Origin of the sequence: Micromonospora sp. WMMD812, from assembly GCF_027497215.1 — a bacterium.
Lineage (GTDB): Bacteria > Actinomycetota > Actinomycetes > Mycobacteriales > Micromonosporaceae > Micromonospora.
This window is the reverse complement of record NZ_CP114904.1, coordinates 2,690,057-2,712,123: the sequence shown is the minus strand read 5'-3', so window position 1 is coordinate 2,712,123 and position 22,067 is coordinate 2,690,057. Positions and strand designations below refer to the sequence as shown.

At 70.5% G+C, this 22,067-nt stretch carries 26 protein-coding genes and 1 tRNA gene; 8 read left to right on the top strand and 19 right to left on the bottom strand.

Annotation, left to right across the window (positions count from 1 at the left end):
* Positions 1 to 362: 362 nt before the first annotated feature.
* The gene (locus O7603_RS12300) at positions 363 to 1,361 is read right to left on the bottom strand and encodes an RNA polymerase subunit sigma-70 (RefSeq protein WP_281575847.1); all 999 of its coding nucleotides are present in this window, start codon (positions 1,359 to 1,361) and stop codon (positions 363 to 365) included.
* A gap of 286 nt (positions 1,362 to 1,647) precedes the next feature.
* Between O7603_RS12300 and O7603_RS12295 the strand changes: the two genes are divergently transcribed.
* Entirely contained in the window at positions 1,648 to 2,214 is a 567-nt protein-coding gene (locus O7603_RS12295) for a GNAT family protein (RefSeq protein ID WP_281575846.1), read from the top strand.
* A gap of 177 nt (positions 2,215 to 2,391) precedes the next feature.
* Here O7603_RS12295 and O7603_RS12290 read toward each other — a convergent pair whose 3' ends face one another.
* Complete coding sequence (locus tag O7603_RS12290; protein WP_281575845.1) at positions 2,392 to 2,934, bottom strand: SRPBCC family protein; 543 nt, start codon at positions 2,932 to 2,934, stop codon at positions 2,392 to 2,394.
* 75 nt (positions 2,935 to 3,009) lie between these two features.
* Positions 3,010 to 3,828 (bottom strand): type I methionyl aminopeptidase, encoded by an 819-nt coding sequence (map, locus tag O7603_RS12285; RefSeq protein ID WP_281575844.1) that lies wholly within the window; start codon positions 3,826 to 3,828, stop codon positions 3,010 to 3,012.
* 76 nt (positions 3,829 to 3,904) lie between these two features.
* On the opposite strand from map, the gene O7603_RS12280 reads away from it, so the two are divergent.
* Positions 3,905 to 4,171 (top strand): helix-turn-helix transcriptional regulator, encoded by a 267-nt coding sequence (locus O7603_RS12280; protein ID WP_281575843.1) that lies wholly within the window; start codon positions 3,905 to 3,907, stop codon positions 4,169 to 4,171.
* A gap of 126 nt (positions 4,172 to 4,297) precedes the next feature.
* On the opposite strand, the gene O7603_RS12275 is transcribed toward O7603_RS12280, so the two are convergent.
* From O7603_RS12275 to O7603_RS12230, 10 genes are all read right to left on the bottom strand, one after another.
* Positions 4,298 to 5,449: a glycosyltransferase gene (locus O7603_RS12275; RefSeq protein ID WP_281575842.1), complete on the bottom strand. Its 1,152-nt coding sequence runs from the start codon at positions 5,447 to 5,449 to the stop codon at positions 4,298 to 4,300.
* Positions 5,442 to 6,050 (bottom strand): TetR/AcrR family transcriptional regulator, encoded by a 609-nt coding sequence (locus O7603_RS12270; RefSeq protein WP_281575841.1) that lies wholly within the window; start codon positions 6,048 to 6,050, stop codon positions 5,442 to 5,444. The genes O7603_RS12275 and O7603_RS12270 overlap by 8 nt, the downstream gene beginning before the upstream one ends.
* A gap of 368 nt (positions 6,051 to 6,418) precedes the next feature.
* Complete coding sequence (locus tag O7603_RS12265) at positions 6,419 to 7,384, bottom strand: aminoglycoside phosphotransferase family protein (protein WP_281575840.1); 966 nt, start codon at positions 7,382 to 7,384, stop codon at positions 6,419 to 6,421.
* Between the two features lie 105 nt (positions 7,385 to 7,489).
* Positions 7,490 to 7,846, bottom strand: coding sequence for a VOC family protein (locus tag O7603_RS12260; protein ID WP_281575839.1), 357 nt, complete (start codon positions 7,844 to 7,846; stop codon positions 7,490 to 7,492).
* A gap of 461 nt (positions 7,847 to 8,307) precedes the next feature.
* On the bottom strand, positions 8,308 to 8,847 hold the full coding sequence (locus tag O7603_RS12255) for a MauE/DoxX family redox-associated membrane protein (protein ID WP_281575838.1): 540 nt from the start codon (positions 8,845 to 8,847) through the stop codon (positions 8,308 to 8,310).
* Positions 8,841 to 9,239: a hypothetical protein gene (locus O7603_RS12250; protein ID WP_281575837.1), complete on the bottom strand. Its 399-nt coding sequence runs from the start codon at positions 9,237 to 9,239 to the stop codon at positions 8,841 to 8,843. Before O7603_RS12250 ends, O7603_RS12255 begins: the two co-directional genes overlap by 7 nt.
* Positions 9,240 to 9,407: 168 nt before the next feature.
* Entirely contained in the window at positions 9,408 to 9,581 is a 174-nt protein-coding gene (locus tag O7603_RS12245) for a hypothetical protein (protein WP_281575836.1), read from the bottom strand.
* A 2-nt stretch (positions 9,582 to 9,583) separates the two neighbouring features.
* Complete coding sequence (locus O7603_RS12240; protein ID WP_281575835.1) at positions 9,584 to 10,078, bottom strand: hypothetical protein; 495 nt, start codon at positions 10,076 to 10,078, stop codon at positions 9,584 to 9,586.
* A gap of 21 nt (positions 10,079 to 10,099) precedes the next feature.
* Positions 10,100 to 10,612, bottom strand: a complete 513-nt coding sequence (locus O7603_RS12235) for a hypothetical protein (protein ID WP_281575834.1) — start codon at positions 10,610 to 10,612, stop codon at positions 10,100 to 10,102.
* An 11-nt stretch (positions 10,613 to 10,623) separates the two neighbouring features.
* Positions 10,624 to 11,262: a hypothetical protein gene (locus O7603_RS12230; RefSeq protein WP_281575833.1), complete on the bottom strand. Its 639-nt coding sequence runs from the start codon at positions 11,260 to 11,262 to the stop codon at positions 10,624 to 10,626.
* 331 nt (positions 11,263 to 11,593) lie between these two features.
* On the opposite strand from O7603_RS12230, the gene O7603_RS12225 reads away from it, so the two are divergent.
* The 4 genes from O7603_RS12225 (at position 11,594) to O7603_RS12210 (ending at position 16,494) form a co-directional block, all read left to right on the top strand.
* Positions 11,594 to 11,689: transfer RNA gene (locus O7603_RS12225), tRNA-Sec, on the top strand.
* A 128-nt stretch (positions 11,690 to 11,817) separates the two neighbouring features.
* Positions 11,818 to 13,545, top strand: a complete 1,728-nt coding sequence (locus tag O7603_RS12220; RefSeq protein ID WP_281575832.1) for a SelB C-terminal domain-containing protein — start codon at positions 11,818 to 11,820, stop codon at positions 13,543 to 13,545.
* A gap of 11 nt (positions 13,546 to 13,556) precedes the next feature.
* Positions 13,557 to 14,312: an SUMF1/EgtB/PvdO family nonheme iron enzyme gene (locus O7603_RS12215; RefSeq protein WP_281575831.1), complete on the top strand. Its 756-nt coding sequence runs from the start codon at positions 13,557 to 13,559 to the stop codon at positions 14,310 to 14,312.
* A 292-nt stretch (positions 14,313 to 14,604) separates the two neighbouring features.
* Positions 14,605 to 16,494 carry a glycoside hydrolase family 15 protein gene (locus tag O7603_RS12210; protein ID WP_281575830.1) on the top strand — a complete coding sequence of 630 codons (1,890 nt, stop codon included), beginning with the start codon at positions 14,605 to 14,607 and terminating at the stop codon, positions 16,492 to 16,494.
* 31 nt (positions 16,495 to 16,525) lie between these two features.
* Here O7603_RS12210 and O7603_RS12205 read toward each other — a convergent pair whose 3' ends face one another.
* The 6 genes from O7603_RS12205 to O7603_RS12180 form a co-directional block, all read right to left on the bottom strand.
* Positions 16,526 to 16,948, bottom strand: a complete 423-nt coding sequence (locus O7603_RS12205) for a YbaB/EbfC family nucleoid-associated protein (RefSeq protein WP_281575829.1) — start codon at positions 16,946 to 16,948, stop codon at positions 16,526 to 16,528.
* 45 nt (positions 16,949 to 16,993) lie between these two features.
* Positions 16,994 to 17,557: a suppressor of fused domain protein gene (locus O7603_RS12200; RefSeq protein ID WP_281575828.1), complete on the bottom strand. Its 564-nt coding sequence runs from the start codon at positions 17,555 to 17,557 to the stop codon at positions 16,994 to 16,996.
* A gap of 33 nt (positions 17,558 to 17,590) precedes the next feature.
* On the bottom strand, positions 17,591 to 18,337 hold the full coding sequence (locus tag O7603_RS12195) for an HNH/ENDO VII family nuclease (RefSeq protein ID WP_281575827.1): 747 nt from the start codon (positions 18,335 to 18,337) through the stop codon (positions 17,591 to 17,593).
* Positions 18,330 to 18,824, bottom strand: coding sequence for a hypothetical protein (locus tag O7603_RS12190; protein ID WP_281575826.1), 495 nt, complete (start codon positions 18,822 to 18,824; stop codon positions 18,330 to 18,332). Before O7603_RS12190 ends, O7603_RS12195 begins: the two co-directional genes overlap by 8 nt.
* Before the next feature lie 7 nt (positions 18,825 to 18,831).
* Positions 18,832 to 19,155 carry a hypothetical protein gene (locus O7603_RS12185; protein WP_281575825.1) on the bottom strand — a complete coding sequence of 108 codons (324 nt, stop codon included), beginning with the start codon at positions 19,153 to 19,155 and terminating at the stop codon, positions 18,832 to 18,834.
* A gap of 188 nt (positions 19,156 to 19,343) precedes the next feature.
* Positions 19,344 to 19,970: a TetR/AcrR family transcriptional regulator gene (locus tag O7603_RS12180; protein WP_281575824.1), complete on the bottom strand. Its 627-nt coding sequence runs from the start codon at positions 19,968 to 19,970 to the stop codon at positions 19,344 to 19,346.
* 170 nt (positions 19,971 to 20,140) lie between these two features.
* On the opposite strand from O7603_RS12180, the gene O7603_RS12175 reads away from it, so the two are divergent.
* Both O7603_RS12175 and O7603_RS12170 read left to right on the top strand, forming a co-directional pair.
* Entirely contained in the window at positions 20,141 to 20,548 is a 408-nt protein-coding gene (locus O7603_RS12175; protein ID WP_281575823.1) for a Dabb family protein, read from the top strand.
* Positions 20,549 to 20,627: 79 nt separating this feature from the next.
* Positions 20,628 to 22,064: an MFS transporter gene (locus O7603_RS12170; protein WP_281575822.1), complete on the top strand. Its 1,437-nt coding sequence runs from the start codon at positions 20,628 to 20,630 to the stop codon at positions 22,062 to 22,064.
* Positions 22,065 to 22,067: the final 3 nt, after the last annotated feature.

Here is a 22,067-nt window from a genome sequence, read left to right as displayed (position 1 = left end):
GGGTGCGGCGGATCTGGCCGGACGCCGGACCCGCGGCGACCCCGGTGTCATTCATGCTGTTCATGTCGTTCCTCCGTTATCTGGTAGCTGGCGTACGGGGTGTGTCGACTGGCATGTGAGGGTCCTGGCCCCGCGGGTGACGATGCGCACCGTCGCCGTGCGACGGCCCGGGTTCCGCAGGGCGCGGACGCCGGTGCCGCGGAGCCAGAACCCGGCGTCGCGTCCGAGGACCGGCCCGGGCTCGCCGTCGCGCAGCTCCAGCTGCACCCGTCCGCGGGTGACGACGCCGAACGCGTCGCACCACTCCGCCGCGACCACCGCGACACGCGCGCCACCGCGTAGCGCGAGCGTCCACACCGGGACTACTCCGTGCCGTCCGCCGGCAGGCGCTCCGGCAGCCCGAGCCGCGGGAACTGGTCGTCGTGGAAGATGACGATCTCGGCGATCGCCCCGCCGGTGACGCGCAGGACGTCGATCGTCAGCGGCAGGTACGCGTCCTCCTGCTTCCGCCAGAGGTAGAAGGCGACGGCGGGCTGCCGGTTGACGGACGTCAGGACCGCGCGCAGGTGCCCCAAGTCTGGGAAGCCATCCTCGACCCAGTCGTTCACCACCGCGTCGCGGCCGACGTGCAGGCCCGGCGTGGGCGGCATCGAGCAGCGCACGTCGTCCCGCAGCATGGCGGCGAGCCCGTCGATGTCCTTGGCCACGCTCGCGTCGGTGAAGCGGCGTACCAACTCGCGCGTCCCCGCGTCCTCCTGGCCAGCGGTCCAGTCCTGCCGCTCGGCGGGCAGGTGCTCCCGCATGCCGGCGCGGGCGCGCTGCAGCGCGCTGTTCACCGAGTTGACGGAGTCGCCGAGAAGCTCCGCGACGTCCTTCGCCGGCCAGCCGAGCACGTCCCGCAGGATCAGCACGGCCCGCGGGCGCGGCGCGAGGTGTTGGACCGCCACCAGGTACGCCAGCTCGATCGTCTCCCGCGCGACGGCGACGGTCTCCGGCTCGTCCGCGTCGCCCGCGGGCAGCTCGTCGAGCAGCCGGTCCGGGTAGGGCTGCAGCCACAGCACCTCGCCGCCGGTCGCGGGCTCCGGGCGGCACTTGGCTAGCAGGTCCAGGCAGGCGTTGGTGGCGATGCGGTACAGCCAGGCCCGGAACGTCGACCGCCCCTCGAAGGTCTCCCGCCGCCGCCAGGCGCGGAGGAACGTCTCCTGCACGGTGTCCTCGGCGTCCTCGAACGACCCGAGCATCCGGTAGCAGTGCACGTGCAGCTCCCGCCGGTGCCGCTCCGCCAGCCCCGAGAACGCCCGCTCGTCGACCTCGCCCAGCCCGCTCACGCCCAGCTCCTCCAGCCGCGTGTCCGCACTCATCACGTCATCCTTCCGCCTCGTCGTGTCCGGTCATAGGTGTGACGGGTGCGGGCGCGATAACTCATCACCGCGGTCGGGCGGCATGGCGGATCCGGGGACGGATCCGGTGGCGGAGCACGCGCGGTGCGACGCGGGGGGCGCTGGTGGGCGCGGCGCAGGTGATGAGCGGGGTTCAGCTTTGCGACGAGGGGCGGTGCGGCTTGGGTGTCGGTGGCGTACCTCGTCCCGGTGCTCGTCTCGCTGCCGTCCTCGTCCGTTGGGAATCTGGGTTGGGAGAATCGCTGGCGTGTACCCGGTCATGGATCTCGATCTCGGCGACCTGCGGCTGCGTACGCTGACCGCGCGGGACGCAGATCTGCTGGTGGAAGCCACTCGCGAGGAGTCGGCCCGTGCCTTGTGGGATGTTCTCCCCGCGGGCCCCTACTCGTTGCGGGAGGCACGGGCTGCTCTTCTGGCGTGGGATTACCGGTCAGCAGGGCAGGTCTCCTACGGGGTGCTGGACGGGTCACGGCTTGTCGCCGCGGTCGGCCTCATGCCGGACGGCGCGCAGGCTGCGGAGCTCGCGTACTGGGTTCGCCCGGATCAGCGCCGGCGTGGGTTCGGGCTGCGCGGCGTTCGGGCTGTCACCCGATGGGCTCACCAGGATGCCGGCCTGCAACGGGTCTGGCTGGAAATCAATCCAGCCAACGCGCCGTCGTTGCGGCTGGCGGAACGAGCCGGGTATCGCTTCGATGAACGCCTGCCGCGACACTGCCGTTCCTGGATCGCGGATGATCCTGAGCGGGACGTGTGGCACGACTGCCTGATCTGGGTCCACCGCGTTGACGGCGCGTCGCCTGGCACGACTGCCTGATCTGGGTCCACCGCGTCGAAGGCGGGTCGCCATCACCGCTGGGCGCGAGCCCGTGGCGGGCCACGCGGGCAGGCCATCGCCGGTCGCGCCATGCGGCCAGGGTGTGTCCGCGTGCCCGGCGACCACTCGCCGGCATGGCGGCGAACCTCGGTCCGGGTGACGTCGCCGGAGGGTTGACTAGTGCACCAGGCGACGTATCGCCCAGCGGGCAACGGGAATGTACAGCGCCACCACGGGCGCGAACCCGTCGATGTTCAAGCCAGTTCCTGTCCCGGTCCCCGCCACCTCGACGGTGTGGCGTAGACGAAGCTCGACGCCGGCCACCGACGCCGTCCAGGACCAACTCCGCACCGGGCCCTCACCGACAACGTCCGTGATACGGAAGGGGATCGGCAGGCGTCCTGGCCCGCGCGCCACCCCGGCCGTACCGGCGCGCAACGTCTCGTGCGGGTAGTCGACGGATCTGATCTGCGGCGACCACTCCGGCCAGCGCCGCGGCCGCACATAACGGTCCCAGACATCGTCGGCGGGGCGTGGACCCCGCACCCTCAGCGCGCACCGGAGCGTTGGCCAGTTCAAGATCGCTCCGCCTTCCCCGTTGGTGACGACCGCAGAGCTGCGACTCGTCACCATGTTTCTCCTGACCTGGAGCAGGCGCAGGAAGATCGGGTCAGTCGACTGGCTCGGCTGCACGACGACGGGTCTGCTGAACGGTGCCACCGGATTCGTCGGCCCGTTCGGGGCGGCGCAGCCGCGGCGGGCCGCATCCCCGGAACGCCCAAGACGGGCCGTGGGTCAGGAGGCTGTGGCGGACTTCTCGATGGGTTCGGCCGAGGTGGCGCCGTGAGTGGGGCGGCGGGTCAGGACCTGAGGGCCGGCAGCCGTGATGGCGACCGTGTGTTCGGAGTGGGCGGTGCGGGAGCCGTCGGCGGAGCGGATCGTCCAGCCGTCGTTGTCGAACTTGATCTTGTCGGTGGAGCGGCAGAACCACGGCTCGATGGCGATGGTGAGGCCGGGGTCGAGTTTCAGGCCGCGGCGGGCGCGACCGTTGTTGGAGACGTGCGGGGCCTCGTGCATGGTGCGGCCGATGCCGTGGCCGCCGAACTCGGCGTTGACGCCGTAGCCGTAGGAGCGGGCCACCTCGCCGATCGCGGCGGAGATGTCGCCGAGGCGGCCGCCGGGCTGGGCGGCGGCGATGCCGGCCTCCAGTGCGACCTCGGTGGCCTCGATCAGCTGCAGGTCGGCCGGATCGGGGGCGCCGACGATGACGGAGAGAGCGGAGTCGGCGACCCAGCCGTCGATGCCGGCTGCCATGTCGATGCTGAGCAGGTCGCCGTCGCGCAAGACATAGTCGTGCGGGAGGCCGTGCAGCACCGCGTCGTTGACCGACAGGCACAGCACGTTGCGGAACGGGCCGCGCCCGAACGACGGGGCGTAGTCCCAGTAGCAGGATTCGGCGCCGCGTTCCTTGATCCGGCGGCGGGCGTGGTGTTCGAGGTCCAACAGGTTGACGCCGACTGCGGCGACACTGCTCAGCTCGGCGAGCAGTTCGCCGACGAACTGGCCGGCCACCGCCATCCGGCCGATCTCCTCGGCGGACTTGAGCTCGATCACGACAACCTCCCTCTCCGTGTGCGGTATTTTTATACCACGTCGGGTCGGGGCTGCTCCGGAGAGATATCCTGCTGGCATGGTTCGCCAACCGCTCACCGCCGAACAGATCGCCGCGGGTCAGCGCCTCGGGGTCGCCCTCCGGGCCGCGCGGGCCGGCCGCAGCCTCGTCGAGGTGGCCCTGGCGGCCGGCATCTCCCCGGAGACGCTGCGCAAGATCGAGGCGGGCCGCCTTCCCGCACCGGCGTTCGGCACGGTGGTCTGCCTCAGCCAGGCCCTCGACGTCCCCCTCAGCGACCTGGCCGACGTCTGGCTGGCCGATCTGCCCATCCACCAGGCGTCCTAGCGGCCGGCCATCCACGGCCCCCGGTAGGAGATCCGTCTCCGGGTTCTGTGCGGGGTGTATTGGCCGGTCATGGCGGTGGCTTGAGGCCCGCGTCGGAAGAACCAGGCGGTGACGTCGGCGGTGTGCTCAGGCGGGGACCGAATCCGTGGGCGGGTTGTGCGGCGGAGACAGAGCGCCGTGGGGGCCAGGAAGCAGCGACTCGAGCGCGTCGGCCGCTGTTGCCGCACCGTGGCTGTCGCGGATCTGCTGGCCGAGCCGCTCGGCGGCCCGCCGGTGCGGGCCGTCCGCCAACAGTTCGGCGATCGTCGCGCGTAGCTCGCCGGGGCGGGCGCCCTTGCGGACCAACCGGCCGGCGCCGGCGTCCTGCACGGCGCGGCCGACCATCGGCTGGTCCATCATGGGATGCATCGGCATCACCACCAGTGGCAGGTCGTGCGCGAGAGCGCGCATCGTCGTGGCGTGGCCACCATGCCCGATCACCAGGGAAACCCGAGGCATCACCTCGTCGTGCGGGACGAACCGGTGCAGCTCGGCATTCGCGGGCGCGCGTAGGGCAGCCGGGTCCACGGCGGGCCCGGTGGTCACGATCGCGCGTGCCGGCAGGTCCGCGACGGCGTCGAGGATGGCCTGCAGCGCCTGCGGCTGGCCGGGGAAGTTGTTGGTGCTCAGGCTGACCAGGATCGCTTGCCGCTCCTCGGCCTCGCGGGCGGCCGGCGCCGGGGGGCGCAGGACGGGGCCGGTGTAGCGCACCCTTTGCGGCCAGCTGCGCCGGCCGGCCGGGTCGAGGTCGCGGAGCGTCGCGACCAGCGTCAGGTCGGCCGCCGACCAGGAGCGCTGAGGCCGGTAGCCGCGCAGCCGTGCGAGCAGGCCGACGGGTCCACGGCTCCAGCTGCCTCGAAGGTACTGGTAGAAGAGGTGCACCAGGGCGACGTGACGCAGCCCGGCCCGCTCGGCGGACCGCAGGGCGCTGAGCAACAAACAGTCGATCACCACGAGGTCGGCCGGTTGCCGGTCGACCTCGGCGAGCAGGTCGTGCCCGAAACCAGGGGTCGAGAACAGCGAGATCATCGTGGCGGGGGAGTTGGCCGCGAGCGAGGAGTACGGTCGCCCGGCGCGGTACGGCGTGAAGTCGAATCCTTGGGCCTCGAACTCCGCCGCCTGCTGTTGGTGTCCGAGGAACCGGACGCGGTGCCCGCGAGACCGCAGTTCGGCGGCGACGCCCACCGCGGGCGGCACGTTGCCGCCGCCGTCCCAGGTGACGAACAGGACATCAGCCATCGGTGTCTCCCTCGGTCTCCAGTGCGAGAACTGCATCGATCAGCTGTCGGACCCGCTGCTCGGCGCGACGACGACTCAGCCCGCGATCACGTCTGAGCAACTTCCACGTGTAGACGTCGGTGGCCACGACGAGGAGATCGGTCCGCGCCTCCGCGTCCGTGGCCGAACACTGGTCGAGCTGGGGCGCGAAGACCTCCTTGACCCACTCCCGGTGGACCTTGCGCCCGTTGTCGGTGATCCGACGGGCCCGCGGTTCGGTGAATTCCTGAGCCAGCAACATCAGCGCGGAGTCACCGCGCAGCTCGTAGTGGTCGAAGATCGCGCGCACGGCGGCCCTGAGGTCACCCGCCGGCGCCCGTCGTTCCTGCACGATCAACTCGTTGGCGAACTCGGTCGTCGCCTCGATCAGGTTGTCCCGGCTGCCGAAGTGTCGCAGGACGGTCTGCACGCTGACGCCAGCCCGGGAGGCGACGTCGTCCAGGGCGATGTCCACCGAGAGCTTCTCCTCGTGCAGGTCGAACACCGCCTGCAGGATGCGTTGGCGGGTCTGCGCCGTCGCGTCGGCCCGCGCCCGCATCACGTACTGCCGCTTGCTTTTCATGACAACAGCAGTTGACACGAAATCTGATTTGATGTCAACGGTTACGCACATGAAATCCGGGACAACGTGCGGTGCTCCGCCGGGACGACCGATGGGCCATCAGCAGGATGATCTCCGGGAGGAGGGGCGCGATCGCCGCGGCGATCACCGATCGGCGTGCGGAAGCCATCATCTGGCACCACCTGCCCTGTTCCGCGGCCCGGCCATCCGGTTCGGCGGCGCGGCCGTCAGGATCGGGTGTTGCCGCGGCCGCGTTTGAGGCGGGGGATCTCACCCTTGCCTACGGGCGCGTTGAGTGTCCCTCCTGCGGTTCTCGCCCGAACCCATGTGCTGCCGGCACGTCCTGGATCCCGCCGGTCGGGAGAGGATCAGGCCGCGTAGCTGGGGTCGGCGACGGTCGCGGCGACGCGGGTCAACCAGTGCAGGTCGTTGGCCTGAGATTCTGGACTGGCCTCGGTATTGAGGATGCTGTGGAGAAAGGTGGCGGCATCGTCGAGGTGCCGTTCGCCGCGGTAGTAGCTCAGCAGGGTCTGGTCCGGTTCCAGCGGCCCATAGCCTCGGCGGAAGAGTTCGGCGCGGTGCGCGTTGATCGGGTGGTCACCGAAGTCCTGGCTGAAGACGAACATCAGGTCCCGCTCGCGCGGTGCGAGGATCGGCGCGTCCCAGTCCACGACGTACAGTGGACCGTCGCCGTCAGCGAGCAGGTTGCCGGGGTGGATGTCGGCGTGGCAGATGACGTTCTGGCCTCGTATCGCACGGGAGGCGAGTTCGTCGACAGTCTTCGACAACCGATGCAGCGCGGCGCCGTACCGATCCCAGAAAGCCCCGAGGGCCTCGCTCGCCGCGGCCTGCCCGCCGAGGGTTCGCAGCCGATCGCCGGCGCTCGATCGGTACGTCTCGACCGGTAAGACCGCGGCGATGTCGGCGCTCGGCGTGACCGCGTGCAGCCGACCCAGGAACTCGCCGTACTGGATCCACTGGCAATCGGTGAGGCCACGGTCCCACCGGCTGCCGCCGTCGTGGAACGGATAGAGCAGCAGCTGGTGGTCCCCGAACCCGCGACTGACTCCGCCGTCGGGCAGGTCGATCGGCGCCACGACCTGTCCGAGGCCTTGCGCTCGAAGGAAGCCGGGCAGCAGGACGGCCGCCCGAGTGAACTCGCCGCGGCGCATTTTCAGGAAGTAGCGCTTGCCGTCAGACGTGTCTACCCGGTACGCCCATGCGTGCCCGTCGAGCCCGATCGGCATGAACACGAGATCGGCAATGTCCACGGCCCAGCCTGCGGCCACCTCCGCCGCGAGCGACCGCTCGTCAATGCCAGGCCTGTCGATCACGGTCGAAGGGTCGCAGCCGGCAGTCCGGTCAGCAAGGCGATTCCGCCGGCCCCGAATTCACCGCCGTGGCGGCGTGGCGGGCCGGCGGATGTGTCAGCGTCAGCGTCAGCTGTAGTACTGGACCAGGCAGAACTCGTGGTCCTCCGGGTCGGTCATCACGACGACCACACCCTCGTCATAGTCGTGCCGTTCACCGGTGAAGCGGCCGCCGAGATCGATGGCCACCGCCATAGCCTCGTCGATGTCGTCGACGGAGACGTCGAGGTGAATCCGCACCTTGCCGGTTCGGGGCTCGCGCACCGGCTGGAACACCAGCCGCGGCTGAGGGTCGCCCCGCTCGCCGAGGTAGACCCAACCGTCCTGCGACGGCCCGGGCTCGCGACCGAGCAGGCGGCTCCAGAATCGGGCTACCCGCTCGGGGTCGAGGCAGTCGATCGTGACACCGGACCAGACCCTCGTCATGTCCTGATCCTGGCAGAGGTCCGATCGGCGACTCAACGCCCGCCGCGCCGCCGGTCGGTCGACAACCGCTGGCCGGGATGGCTGCGCTGCTCGCCGCCGCGGCGCGTCGGCAGGCCACGAACGAACTCGACGACGTCACCATCGACGTCGACCAGCCCGACACCAAGGTGCAGGTGTTCTGCGAGTGACACACGCACTGCGACGGACGCCCGCCCGGACCACGCGCTCGGGTGGCCGACCGGCGCCGGGGCGGTCAATCACGCAACCGTTCAGTGGGGCATCGCCCGTGCGTGACGCTCGGCCAGGCCGAGGAGACGCTGCCGATCGCTGTCCGGGTCGAACGCGTCGCGGAGTGAGACATCGCGGCTGTCCCGCGCTGTCGGCTGTCCGAGCGCCGGCACGTCGCGGCCGCTGCGCTGGACCATCACGAGTGCGGCGGGCAGGTATCCCTCCAGCACGTGTCACGCGCTGGTCGTCCGCAGCTCGGCGAGCGTGTCCAGGACGGCGACGAGATAAACGGCGAAGCCGGCGACCGTTGCGGCCGCGGCCAGCGCCCCCAGCCGCTCCGGCACGCCGAGGCCGGCCGGGGGCAGCGCCGCGGCCAGCCCAGCTGCCAGGGCAAAGCCGGCCGCCCGCACGATGGCGGGCGTACCCGCGCGACCGCGTTCGCCGAAGCAGCCACACGGCACTGTCCCGTAGCGCCGACGCAGCGCGAACAGGTAGGCGGCGAATCCGGCGTACTGGACGGCGGCGGCTAGACACGCGTACACCCAGGCGGCCTGGCCGCCGGCCAGGAGCGCGACCGCGCCGGCCAGGCCGGTGACCAGGTGGACGACCTCGATGCCGGCCGCCGCCGCGGCCCGGCGCAGACCGGACGGCAGCAACGCGTGCCGGTCCAGCGTGCGCCGCAGCGGAACCCGGGTCGCCAGCCGCTGGACGACGGCGGCGACCAGCAGCAGGTGGCCGGCGAGGGCCACCACCGCGAACGGGACGCTCACCATGTCCGATGCAACGCCAGCGCCACGACGAGCGCCAGGAAGCCGACCGCGACGAGCTGGCCGACCAGCCGCAGCACGTCGAGCAGTCGATCGTCCCAATCCGCCGGGTTCTCGTGGCTGGACCGGACCAGCGGCATCAACGCGCGCCCGATCCCGAATCCGAGACCGGCGGCGAGGCCCGGACCGACCCCGCCCACGAGCACCACCGCGGCGACGAGCGCGTGCGGCAGCGCGGTCGGCATGAACGTCCGGACGCCGGTGCCCATCTCGAACCCGAACTGGAGGGGTCCGGACACGTCAGCCTGCGGAATGATCGTCTGCGGCACGGCCCGGCGGTTCTGCGGCAGCGAGAGCGGTCGGCCGGCCACCTCGAACCCGAGGAGTACCGCCATCACGACCGCGAACGCACCCCAGCGCACCGCGCCTGGGACGACTGAGACGATCCCACCCAGGATCCCGGCGACGAGCCCGCTGAGCAGCGCACCGGCCAGTAGGCCGGTGACGAAGTACTTCTGCTGTCCTCGCCAGACCGACGACGTCAGCAGATCGGCGGAGTTGAAGCTTCAAACCGAGCCGGAGATGGAGTAGCCGGCGGTGACCCCGAGCAGCGTCCACACCAGCACGGTGAGCGCCAGCGGCCGAGCCGGGAGGACGGCCAGCAGGGTCGCCGCGCTCAGTGCGAGCGCGGCGACCGCTGGCGTTACCGGGTGTACGAGCGCTCGTCTGACCGTCGTCATGCTCAGGGGTTCGACCAGGAGCAGATGCGGAACGTGGCGCTGGGCTCGCCCCGTGCCTGCTGGTAGCCGTCGGCGCACCGGTACGGAGTGCCGTTGTGCGTCCACCGCCAGGCGTTGCGCTTACCGCCGGTCGGGCCGCATGCCTTGACCGGCCCGCTGGAGAAGACGCTGTCGTGGTAGTTGAGGAACCATCCGTCGCTGCCGCAGTAGTTGCGGCTGTACGGCCCGCCGACGCAGATGATGCCGTCGTAGGAGTAGACGCTGCAGTTGCCGTACTCGTTGCCCACCGTCGCGTGCGCCGGCTTCGAGCCGGACGTCGGCACCCAACTCAGCACGTTGAGCGCGAGCGCACCACCGAGAGCGCCGGCGGTCTTGAACAACGTGCGCCGCTGAGCCCGCAGCTTGGTGTGCAGCACGGCGCTGGCGGTCCCGGTGGCGCCGGCAGGAGCGGGGTCGTCGACGGATGGCACGTCGGCCCAGAAGTCCTTGTCGTTCATGGTGTCCTCCCGTGATGTTGGCTACGGCGCGTCGGCGGGAACGATGTCGAGCAGGTCGTACAGGTCCTCCGTGGAACCCACCACGCGGCGCCACTGCTCGGCGCCATCCGGGGCGTACTTGACGATCGACGGGGTCACGCCGACGGCGATCCGCCCGAGGAGGACGGCGTCCACGACGACGCGCACATGTTCGCCGGGGAACCAGTCGCGGCATGCGGCGTCGGCGGTCAGTACCGCCAGGTGCCCACCGGTGTAGCTGGCGGCCAGGCCGACCAACTCGCTCGCCCGGTCTCGGCATGCCGGACACGCCGAGTGGACGACCATGACGTAGGTCGGCTTGGCGTCCGGCGCGGCGAAGTCGGCCACCGTCCGCACGGCCGGGGCGCGAAACTGCGCCGGACCGCCGGCCGCCTGCGCCTCGACGAGGCCGGCCTGCAGGTCACGGATCATCTTCAACATCGCCGCGCTGGCGAACAGCAGGAGCACCACACCGAGCAGCGCCAGCACCGCGACCGAGTTGAACAGGTTCTGCATGCCCGGCCCCGCTAGGAGAGGCTGAACTTGACGGACCGGGCCAGCGATGCCAGCCCGTCGTGGGTGGGGTCGAAGGCGGTGACGAACGCGGCCGTGCTCTCGTTGGCCAGCAGCACCGTGCGCTGCGCGACGTTGCCGTCGGCGGCAAGGAGGTCGTCGCGCCACAGCTGCCCACCGGGCACGGTCTTGCCGCCGCTCTGCGGGATCTGCACCGTCGCGGTCTCCAACGGCTTCAGGGTCACCGTGCCGACGTCCGTGACGACATTGGCGCCCAGCGTGTATTCCACCGACGCGCCGGTGCCGCGGCGGGCGCGGATCACGATTCCGTCCCGGGAGTCGGTGATGGACAACGGGGCCAGCATCGCGGGCAGCGCGTCCAGGGAGACCTTGGTGCCGTGCACGTACGTGAAGACCTCGTGGAAGTCGCTCTGCAGCACCAGCGTCGTGCCGTCCTGCCCGACGTGCTCGATCGCGACCAGCCGGTTTCTGCCCAGGCTCGCTTCCCGGATGGTGACGGGCTCGGGATCCTTCCGGTAGAAGCCCTCCTGGCCGCCGCGGATCCCGGCGTGCAGCCGGTAGCGGTTGCTCTGATGCTGGACCCAGAGCATGTAGAGCCATGGCGCCGAGAGACCGTAGGGATTTCCGGACACGGTCAACGTCCGGCCGTCAGGGAAAGTTGTTTGCATGGCGCGCCCCCAGTTTGTAAACGCTTGCCAAGACGCAGCGATCGTATCGATTGACGTCCACATAATCCAGGCTCAGTAGTTGAGACGACAGTCGCCGATTCCCTTGCGCCGCAACATCGGAGCGGTCGCACCGCTCTCCCAAGCCTCGCCGGCAACGGCACCGCCGCCCGCGACCGGTTGCCAACAGCTCGCCAGACCGCACCCTGCCGACGCATCGACCGTCGTCAGGCTCATCGCGGCACACGGAGTCGTGCGTCGTGCTTATGATCGGCGTCGCGGGTCCGCGAAGCGGCCTGGAGGCGGGCGGGTGCCTGGTGGCCCTCACGGTCTTCAAAACCGATGCGGCCGGGTCGCCCGGTCGGGCGGGTTCGACTCCCGTACGCCTCCGCCACGCTCGTCCAGCCTCGAACCGGGGAGTTCCCGAAATGACGGACCCACGGCACGACACGTCACAGCGAGCCGTCGTCGACGCGGCGCCCACCGACGGCGTGGCAGCGGGCACCTGGCAGCGTTGATCCCATGCACGTCGTCGCCACCGCCGGCCACGTCGACCACGGCAAGTCCACGCTGATCCGTGCGCTCACCGGTATGGAGCCCGACCGGCTGGCCGCCGAACGTTCCCGCGGAATGTCCATCGACCTCGGCTTCTGCTGGACCACGACGGCCCAAGGCCAGACAGTGGCCTTCGTCGACGTGCCGGGACACGAGCGCTATCTCGGCAACGCACTGGCCGGGGTGGGACCGGCCCCGGCCGTCCTGTTCACCGTCGCGGCGGACGAGGGGTGGATGCCCCAGGCCGAGGAGCACCTGACCGGCATCGACGCCTTCGGCATCCGCCACGGCGTACTAGCCGTCACCCGAGCCGACCTCGCCGACCCGGCGACCGCCATGGCGCAGGCCCGCAACCGCCTGGCCCGTACCAGCCTGCGAGACATTCCGGCGCTGGCAGTCAGCGCCGTGTCCGGTGACGGCGTGGACACCCTGCTGTCCGTCCTGGACGATCAGCTCGCCCGGCTGACGCCACCGGGCCCCGCCGCGCCGACGCGGCTGTGGGTCGACCGCTCCTTCAGCGCCCGAGGATCGGGCACCGTGGTCACCGGCACGCTGACCGGCGGCACGATAACCGCCGGCGACGAGGTGTACGTGCCGCGACTGGATCGGACGCTGCGGGTACGCGGCCTGCAGTGCCTCGGTCAACCCGTGGACGACGCCCCGGCCACCGCGCGGGTCGCGGTCAACCTCCGCCACATCCACGCCGGTGACCTGACCCGCGGCGACAGCCTGGTGAGTCCGACGCACTGGCTCCGGGTCGCCACCGCCGACGTCCGCTGTCACGGCGATTCGGGTTACGACCTGCCGCGGGAGATCCTCGTACACGCCGGCACCGCCGCGATCGCCGCCGCCACACGACCACTGGGCGCGGACACCGTCCGCCTCCACCTGTCGACCCCGCTACCGCTGCACATCGGAGACCGGATCGCGCTGCGCGCGCCCGGTAGCCGCCGGATCACCGGGGCAACCGTCCTCGATCCGCAGCCTCCGGCGCTTCGCCGTCGCGGCGCAGCCAGGACGCGGGCCGCGGAGCTGGCAACCGCCACCGGAATCCCGGACACGAACGCCGAACTGGACCGGCGCGGGCCGGTCCGGGAGGGCCTGCTCCGCGCGCTCGGCGCGCCACCGGCAACCAGCCCGCTGGTCGGCGACTGGCACGTCTCGGCCAGCCACATCGCCACGATCGGGGCGGCCATCCACGCAGTCGTCCTCGCCGCGCCAGGGCCGCTCAGCGTGGAGGCGATCCGGCAGCAGTTGGAGCTTCCCGACGCCCGCCTGGTGGCGGGCCTGCTGCCCGACACGGTACGGCTGCGTGCCGGGCTCGTGGAGCCGACCAACGGCCCACCCCTCCCGCCGGGCGCCCAGGCTGCGCTCGACCGTCTGGAAGCCCGCCTGGCCGCGGCCCCCTTCGACGCGCCCGACGGGACGGAACTGGCCCACCTCGGAGTGGACCACGACACTCTGGATGCCGCCGTCCGTCAAGGCAGACTCGTCCGCATCGGCGCGAACTACCTCCTGCCGGACGCGCCCGACCGTGCCATCGAGGCGCTGCGCGGCCTGCCGCAGCCGTTCACCGCCAGTGAGGCGCGACTGGCCCTGCGCACCAGCCGCCGCGTGATCATCCCCCTGCTGGAACACCTCGACCAACTCGGCGCGACCGAGTGCCGTCCCGATCGCCGCCGCGCCATGAGCTAGCGTTCGGCGCCATGTGGACCGAGGAGATCGTGGCGGGGCGTCCGGCATGGCGGCACACCGCGTCGGGCGTGGTGTTCCGGGAGGTGCCGCGCGGCACGTTCCGCATGGGCCTGTCCGACGCGGAACTGGACGCGGTACGCGCCATCGAGCGCAGCGGCGGCGCCGAGGACGCTCTCGAGCCCTTCTTCGCCGGCGCCGGGGATGCCCGGCCGGTACGCGAGGTGCGGGTCGAACCGTTCCTGATCGCCCGGCACCCGCTGACGGTCGCGCAGGTCCGGCATTGGCTGCCCGAGTACGAGGACGACTACGCCGACACGGACTCCGGCGTGGCCCGGCTCGAAGACGACCTGGACGACCTGCTCGAGGCCCTGCCGTTCCGGCTGCCCAGCGAGGCCGAGTGGGAGTACGCGGCCCGGGCCGGCACCACCACGCTGTCCTTCCGCGGCGACGAGAAACCCAGCGAGGACCAGATCCTCGACGACTTCGGTGACGAGGAGCGGACAGCGGCCGGGGAGAACAGGTTCGGCTTGGCGGCGATGGGCTCGGCGAATGAGGTCTGCGCCGATGTGTGGATTCCCGGTTTCGCGGGCGCGCCGGCCGACGCCCGGCCACGCATTGGCGACGGCCACCGAACCGTACGCGGCGGCGCCGCCGACGTCTACCCGTGGCAGGGCTGCGACGAGTGGCTACTGCTGCTTTCCGCCACCCGGTACGAGCACGCCCAGTTCACCGCAGTCCGCCCGGTCGCACCACTGCCATCCCGTTGAGTCCGTCTCCTGCTGGACTTGACGGATACGCGGGTGACGAATGGCTGCGGTGGCTTGTCACGGCGGCGTGAAGGCAGTGGCTGAAGCGGACCAACGGTAATGCTGGGATGTCCTCCACCTCCGTGAGTTGCTTCTGCCCGGGTGGGGTCTCCTGTTCGCGACGGCATGCGCCGCGAACCTGACGGCATTCACCGCGACCCTCACGCGCGCCCTGACGATACGCGCCTGCTGGGCCTCGGCCAGCGGTTACGGTGAGGAGGGTTGCCGGAGTCCCGGGGGATGAGGTCGGACCGTGAAGTCTTATCCGTTCGTCGAGTCGCACGGCTTGATCGGCGACCTGCAGACGGCGGCGCTGATCGCGGATGATGGCACTCTCGACTGGTTCTGCGCGCCGCGATTCGACTCGCCCAGCATTTTCGGTGGACTGCTGGACATCAACAAGGGCGGCTATTTCCGAATCACGCCCCATGGAGTGGCCAACGTCCGAACCAAGCAGTTGTACCTGCCGAAGACACCGATTCTGATCACCCGTTTCCTGTCGCCCGAAGGGGTGGGTGAGCTGATCGACTTCATGCCGGTAGTCGGCGACGTCGCCACCGATCGCCATCGCATCTTCCGGCTGTTCCATGTGGTGCGCGGCGCCATGCGGTTCCGGATCGACGTCCAGCCCCGATTCAACTACGGTCTCGACCAGCACGAGCTCGAAATGCACACCGACGGTGTCGTCTTCCGCAGTCCGACGCTCGACATCACGCTGCATCGGGTCCGTCACCACGACCAGCCCCCGCAGGAAGTCGAGATCGAACGCGACGGCCACGGGGTACGCGCCTTCGTCACCCTGGGCGAGGGCGCCACCAGCGGGGCCATCGTCGAAACCGGGTCGACAGGGCCACCCCGGCTCATCGAGCCTCGTGAGATCCGTGCGATGTACGAGGAGACCCGCAGCTACTGGCGGAGCTGGATCGGCCGCTCCTGCTATCGCGGACGCTGGCGGGAAGCGGTGGAGCGCTCGGCGGTGACGCTGAAGCTCTTGACGTACGCGCCGACCGGTGCCCTGATCGCGGCGCCTACCGCCGGCCTACCGGAGCAGATCGGCGGGGCGCGGAACTGGGACTACCGGTACGCCTGGATCCGCGACGCCTCCTGGTCGGTCACCTCGCTGCTCAGTCTCGGCCTTACCGAGGAAGCGCGCCAATACCTTCGCTGGCTCAACGATCGGATCTGCGAGGCGGCCGGAGGGGCGACGCCGCTGCACCACCTGTACCGCGTCGACGGCTCGACCGACCTCGACGAGCATGCGCTCGACCATCTTGAGGGCTACCGAGGGTCCCGCCCCGTACGGATCGGCAACGCCGCCGCCGACCAGCTCCAGCTCGACATCTACGGCGAGGCACTGGGCGCCATCCACTTCGCGGACGCCTATGGACTGCGCAGCTCCTACCAGGCGTGGCTCAACACCGTGAAGCTCATCGACTGGCTCTGCGAGCACTGGGACAGACCCGACGAAGGGATCTGGGAGACCCGCGGCGGCCCCAAGCACTTCACCTTCGGTCGCCTCATGTCGTGGGTGGCTGTCGATCGGGCCATCCGCCTCGCCGAGCGGCACGGAGCACCCGCCGAGATCGACCTCTGGACCACCGCGCGAACCCGGGTCTACCGCCAGATCATGACCCGGGGATATCACCCCGCGCGCCGCGCGTTCGTGCAGCACTACGACAGCGACGTCCTGGACGCGGCGCTGCTCACGATGCCGAACGTCGGGTTCATCGCGCCCGACGATCCGATGTGGGAGTCCACGCTGCGCGCGATCGACGACGAACTCGTCTCCGACAGCCTCGTCTACCGGTACAACCCGTCCGCGTCGCCCGATGGCCTGGCCGGTAATGAAGGCACCTTCAGCATGTGCACCTTCTGGTATGTCGAGGCCCTGGCCCGCTCGGGCCGCATCAACGACGCGCTGATCGCCTTCGAGAAGATGCTCACCTACGGGACCCATCTGGGTCTGTTCGGGGAGGAGATCGCCCCGACCGGCGAGCAGCTCGGCAATTTCCCCCAGGCCTTCAGTCATCTCGCGCTGATCAACGCCGCGATCACCCTCGATCGTGTCATGGACGTCGCGCCCGCACCGTGCCGCGCGCCCCTCGAGTCCCTCGGTACGCTCGATCCAGCGGCTGAGAAATGACTCGTGGTGGCGCCGCTTGACCACCCGGTTGTCAGCGTGTCTCGTCGCGGCGGGCGGAGAGCCGGTTCTGCGCCTGCGTGATCGCCTCGATGAAGCCGCTCATCTGGCGTACCGAGGTTTCCTGCAGCTTCTCCAACTGCGCGCTGAGCGCGTTCGGGTCGATGGGCAGCGTGGAGTTCGCAGGAGCGGACGCCTGCAGGGAACGCAGGGCCTCGTTGACGGCGTCGCGGAGTTCCTCGGCGAGCGTCTCGGAGGGCAGACGCATCACGCGGGGGTCCAGGTCGATGCGTTCGATCTGGCCCCCGGTGACGGCGGTGACCTCGATCATGCCGTCGGCCGCGGTGCCGGTGCCGGTCACCGGCTCGCTCGCGGACCGGGCCATGTTCTGGCGGATGGTCGAACGGAGCGTCTCCAGGAGCTGCCCGAGGTCTTCGTTGCTGTGCGGGGCGGACACGGTGCGGTCACCATCCAAGGGTCGTGATCGGACGCGGGGCGTGGCTCAGATCGCCGACCGTCGGTGCATGTCGAGCAGATCGGTGGCCTGGTCCTCCCACGCGGTGAAGAGGGCGTCGACGCTGTTGTCCCGGGCGTAGGTGAGTTCCGCGCGCGTCGCCGGCAGCAGCGTGATCAGCTGTAGCTCCGGCTTTCCGTCGGCGTCCGGCAGAGCGTCGAAACCGTCGGCGGCGTACGGGTGGGTGCCGGCCACGACCCCGGCGATCTCGGTGCCGGGGATGACCGGGCCCTGATCCGCGGACATGATCACCTCGTCGAGCCCGAGCCCGGCGCGGCGCCCCATCACGATCTCGGCGGTCAACGGCACCAGCAGGTGTGCCTCCTTCCGCTGCTCCTCGTGCACGGTGCAGACCAGTTCCTGCGGCAGCACCACGGTGATCCGCTGGAATCGCAGGCCGTTGGTGACCACCGAGACGAGATTGTTCGGCGCGTAGCAGAAGAACAGGCCGTAGCCGCGGTTGCGGCCGAGGGCGGTCGGTTCCTCGAACTCCCGAGCCTCACCCAGGTAGCGCTGCAGGTGCGGCAGGAAGCCGGCGAATCGTTCGGTCATGGGAGGGATCCTTCCGGGCCCGGTGGCCGCTGCCTATCGTCGGATTCTGGGCCGGCTGGTGTCCATCGGCTCGGTCGAGCCGGAGGGAGACGAGCCGCCGTTACCCGTGGCCGCCGCGGTGCTGTCTGTCGTGGTGGTCTGCTGGGGCACCATGTGGTCGTAGTGACCATAGCCGGGTGCGGTGGATTCCGAGCCGTGGCTGACGTTCGTCGGCGGGTCCTCGACCTGATAGTGGTCGGGGTTGTTGTACTCGTCCCGGAACTGCTTGTTGGTCACCGTGCCGGGGTGGTCCTCGACGACCTGGATGAGCCGCCGGTACTCGGCGTCCTCGACGTGCCCGAAGTGGTAGACCGCGGGCTGGCCCGACGTGCTGGGCGGGTTGTCGACCGGGTGCGTGTAGCCGTTCGGGTCGGGCTGGCCGCGGTCGTTGAACAGGAGCGCGTTGCCGTCCGCGTCCCGCTTGCAGGGAATGATCGCGCCGGAGTTCGGGCAGACGAAGTCCTCGCCGTTGGGCGCTCGCTTGGCGTCCTTGAACACGGCGCGCTTGGTCGTGGTGCGCAGCTTGGGGCGATTCTCGGCCAGGACGGCAGGATCGGCCGGATCGTTGGGACGGTACTTGCGCCGCTGGGGCCGGACCTGCGCGCCGGCCGCCGGCAGCAGAGGTCCGCCGCCGGACGGTTGCTCGGGCGGGTCCTGGCGCCCCCGCCCGCCGCTTCCGCCGGAGGTCCGCCCGGAGCCGCCCGACCCCGATGAGCTGCCGCTGCCCCTGCGCCTACCCACCGAGCAACATCCCCACCGCCTGGTCGATCAGCATGCCGACGACGGCCCGCGCGATCGCCTGGAAGACCGGAATCTCCAGCAGCGACGCGCCGAACGTGACAACCGCCGTCGCGATCGCCTGCGCCACCTGGACCGCGAGGATGATCAGCTGGACGATCATCTGCACCTTGAGGAAGAGCACCACGGCGGCGCAGACCATCAGCCCCGCACCCAGCATCAGCGCGGCGGTGGCACCGCTCGCGATCGCCGGCACCGGGCTCTCGGACGCCTCCCACCAGGCGCGGAACGCGTTAATCGCGTCGCCGCTGTTCTGCGCGAGCACCGACAGCGCCGCGCCGGTCGAGTCGCTCACCGTCTGCTCGATGGTGCCGGCGAAGCCGAGCCACGTCCGGCCCATCTCGAACAGCGCGGTCTCGTCGGCGTCCGGCCAGTCGTAGCCGATCCAGCTCAGCGCCGTGACCAGCTCGCCGGGAAGCTCGAGTCCCATCGGCGGCCTACCCGAGCTGCCGGCTGATCGAGGTGAACATCCGGCCGACCTCGTCCTCGACGGCCTGGTACGCGTCCGCCATGTCGACCAGGTCGTCGCCACCGAGCGCCAGCTCGTCGGCGGCCACGTACAGGCAGCCGATGATGTAGTCGGCGGCCTGCTGGTAGGCGGGGCCGATCAGCGAAGCCAGGTCACCGCTGCCCCACGGCGCGCCGTAACCGGCGAGGGTCGCCTCGAACGTCTCCACCGCGTCGGCGAACCGGTTGCCGGCCTCGGCCAACCGGTTGCCGCCGTCGCGCAGCGGCTCGGGCACCACGTCGAATCCCGCCACAGCGTCCCCCTGTCCGACTGTCCTACATCGACGCTGCTCTCCGCGGGCGAGTCTACAAGAGCGGGTCGAGGGCGCTCCCGGTCGCGGCGAGCAGTGGGTCGGGGGTGGGGTTGGCCCGACAACTGGCCGGGCGGGGAGCCGGAGAGCAGTGTCGGGTGCAGGTGGTCACCAGGTGCCGTGGACCGCGCCTACCGGCGCCGGACGCCGCTGAGGACGAAGTCGGCGGTCCGCTCCAGGAACTCGTCGGTGAGGGGCTCGCCGAGCATGAGCCAGCGGAAGTAGAGCGGCCCGGCGGCGGCCTGTACCAGGTAGTCGGGGTCGAGGTCGTCAACAAGTTCTCCGCGCCTCATCCCGCGCAGGAAGATCTCCCGCGAGTGGCGGAACCGCTGTGGCCAGACCTTGTCGAGTACCTCGTGCACGCCGTCGTTCTGCGGGGTGCGGGGTCCGAGTTCGCGGATGAGCGCGGCGATCCACGGGCTGTCGAAGCCCCGTCGGATCTCCCGGAACAGGGCGAGCAGATCCTCTCGTACGCTGCCGGTGTCCGCTGGCGGTGAAACGTCCTCCTGCCGTTCGACGAAGGCCGCCGAGACGAGGTTGGGCTTGTCGCCCCATCGCCGGTAGATCGTCGCCCGGTTCACGCCCGCGCGCTCGGCCACCGCTTCGATGCGCAGGGCCGTGTAGCCGACCTCGCTCAGCTCGGCGATGGTCGCGTCCATGACGGCCCGCCCGACACGCGCCGTCCGTCCGCCCGGCCGCGCCTGGGCGGAATCGGTGGGCGGCGGGCCGACCTGCTCGTCCGGCGTTCTCCTCGGCACCTCATGGACGATACGCAGCGCGTCGGCTTGATGCCACGACCTGTCGCTTTAGTGTGACCGAGACGACTAAAGCGTCAGACTGTTGCGTTAGACCTTCCGCCGGGCTAGCGTCACTAACGCAACAGGTTGTCGCAATCAAGGCTCGGTTCACGGCAATGAGGAGAGACAGGATGATCTACCACCAGATCCGCATCTCGATGAAGCCCGACGCGCCCAAGGGCGACGTCGCCCACGCCCTCGAGATGCTGCGCCGGCTGGGCCGCGAGCTCGACGTGGTCGAGCAGTGGGCGGTCGGCCGCGACTTCGGCGGCGAGTTCGAGTACGGCGCGATGTACGCGCTGAAGGACATCGACGCCTACCGGGCCTACATGTACGCCCCGCTCCACCGCAAGATCGACGAGATCGGCCTGCCGCTGGTCGACAACATGGTGTCGCTTGACCTCACCGACGACGAGGATCCGGCGATCGGCGACAAGATCGCGCAGATCCACGCCGAACGCTTCGCCGGCGACGCCGCCCTCACGTCCCTCGTCGAGGGCCTCGGCTCCTACGAGGGCAGCGGAACCACGCCCGCGTAGCACCCACCTCGGTTGTCAGCCGGGGCGCCGGACGAACCTGTCCACGTCCGGCACCCCGGTCGCGCTCAGGAGGCCACACATGACCGGTCGTCCAACCCCGACATTCCTCGTCCTCGCCGCGGGGGCGTTGTCGTTCGCGATGCTGCAGTCACTGATCGCGCCGGTGCTGCCGACGATCCAGACCGAACTGCAGACGACCCAGGAGGCCGTCACCTGGGTGATGACGGCGAACCTTCTGTCGGCCGCCATATTCACGCCGATCCTCGGGCGGGTCGGTGACCTGGCGGGCAAGAAGGGCACCTACGTCGCCGTTCTCGCCGTCCTGGCCGCCGGCTGTCTCCTGGCGGCCTTCGCCACCGACCTCCGGACACTGGTCGCCGCACGCGTCATCCAGGGCGCCGCGGGGGCCGTCTTCCCGCTCGCGTACGGCATCATCCGGGACGAGTTCCCTGCGGCCCGTGTCCCCGCCGCGGTGGGCGCGGTCTCGGCAGTCATCGCCGCCGGCGGCGGCATCGGCATCGTGCTCGCCGGACCGATCGTCGCATCGTTGGGGCTCACCTGGCTCTTCATCATCCCCGCGATCGTCGTGATCGTGGCTGCCGTCGCGGGACACCTGGTCATTTCCGCGTATCCGCCCACGCGGCCCGGCCGGATCAACTGGCTCGCCGCCGCCCTGCTGGCCGGAGGTCTCCTCTGCCTGCTCCTGGCCACCAGCAAGGGCGCCGGCTGGGGTTGGGCATCCGCCCAAACCGTGACACTCGTCGTGACCGCGGCCGTCCTCGTCGGCGCGTGGGTCCGCACCGAGGCCCGGTCAACGCAGCCGCTGGTGGACATGCGCATCATGCGTCTTCCCACGGTGTGGACGACCAACCTGGTCGCCCTGCTGTTCGGTGCCGGATGGTTCGCCGTCTTCGCCTTCCTGCCGCAGTTCGTGCAGGTGCCCAGCACGGCCGGGTACGGCTTCGGCGCCGACGTCACCGAGGCGGGGCTACTGATGCTGCCGATGGTCGTCACCATGTCGGCGGCGGGAGTCATCAGCGGCCGGGTCGTGCGGTGGTTCGGCTCGAAGGCGCAGTTGGTCACCGCATCGGTCCTCAGCGCTTTGGCCACCGCCACGCTCGCCCTGGCTCATCAGCAGATCTGGCAGATCAGCTTCGCCACCGCGATGTTCGGACTGGCCGCCGGTCTCGCCTTCTCCGCCATGGCCAACCTCATCGTCGGCAACGTGCCCGCCGCCCACACCGGCGTCGCCAGCGGCATGAACGCCAACTTCCGCACGATCGGTGGATCCATCGGAGCTGCCCTCATGGGGGCCGTCGTCACGAGCGGCGTCCAGTCGACCGGTCTGCCCACCGAGGCCGCGTACGTCAGTGGCTTCCTGGTGCTGACGGCCACCTCGGTGGCCGCGGCAGCCGCCGCGGTGCTGGTCCCGGGAACCCGCCGGCCACCGCGGGCCGACGCCCCGGCGGACGGGCTGGCGGCGCCCCGGACCCCCGAACCGGCTCCACGCTCATGACCG

Coding starts and splice junctions, on each gene's coding strand:
- O7603_RS12300 (WP_281575847.1), bottom strand. CDS start 1,361: ATGAGTGCGGACACGCGGCTGGAGGAGCTGGGCGTGAGCGGGCTGGGC.
- O7603_RS12280 (WP_281575843.1), top strand. CDS start 3,905: ATGGTTCGCCAACCGCTCACCGCCGAACAGATCGCCGCGGGTCAGCGC.
- O7603_RS12275 (WP_281575842.1), bottom strand. CDS start 5,449: ATGGCTGATGTCCTGTTCGTCACCTGGGACGGCGGCGGCAACGTGCCG.
- O7603_RS12270 (WP_281575841.1), bottom strand. CDS start 6,050: ATGAAAAGCAAGCGGCAGTACGTGATGCGGGCGCGGGCCGACGCGACG.
- O7603_RS12260 (WP_281575839.1), bottom strand. CDS start 7,846: ATGACGAGGGTCTGGTCCGGTGTCACGATCGACTGCCTCGACCCCGAG.
- O7603_RS12255 (WP_281575838.1), bottom strand. CDS start 8,847: ATGGTGAGCGTCCCGTTCGCGGTGGTGGCCCTCGCCGGCCACCTGCTG.
- O7603_RS12245 (WP_281575836.1), bottom strand. CDS start 9,581: ATGACGACGGTCAGACGAGCGCTCGTACACCCGGTAACGCCAGCGGTC.
- O7603_RS12240 (WP_281575835.1), bottom strand. CDS start 10,078: ATGAACGACAAGGACTTCTGGGCCGACGTGCCATCCGTCGACGACCCC.
- O7603_RS12235 (WP_281575834.1), bottom strand. CDS start 10,612: ATGCAGAACCTGTTCAACTCGGTCGCGGTGCTGGCGCTGCTCGGTGTG.
- O7603_RS12220 (WP_281575832.1), top strand. CDS start 11,818: ATGCACGTCGTCGCCACCGCCGGCCACGTCGACCACGGCAAGTCCACG.
- O7603_RS12215 (WP_281575831.1), top strand. CDS start 13,557: ATGTGGACCGAGGAGATCGTGGCGGGGCGTCCGGCATGGCGGCACACC.
- O7603_RS12200 (WP_281575828.1), bottom strand. CDS start 17,557: ATGACCGAACGATTCGCCGGCTTCCTGCCGCACCTGCAGCGCTACCTG.
- O7603_RS12190 (WP_281575826.1), bottom strand. CDS start 18,824: ATGGGACTCGAGCTTCCCGGCGAGCTGGTCACGGCGCTGAGCTGGATC.
- O7603_RS12175 (WP_281575823.1), top strand. CDS start 20,141: ATGATCTACCACCAGATCCGCATCTCGATGAAGCCCGACGCGCCCAAG.
- O7603_RS12170 (WP_281575822.1), top strand. CDS start 20,628: ATGACCGGTCGTCCAACCCCGACATTCCTCGTCCTCGCCGCGGGGGCG.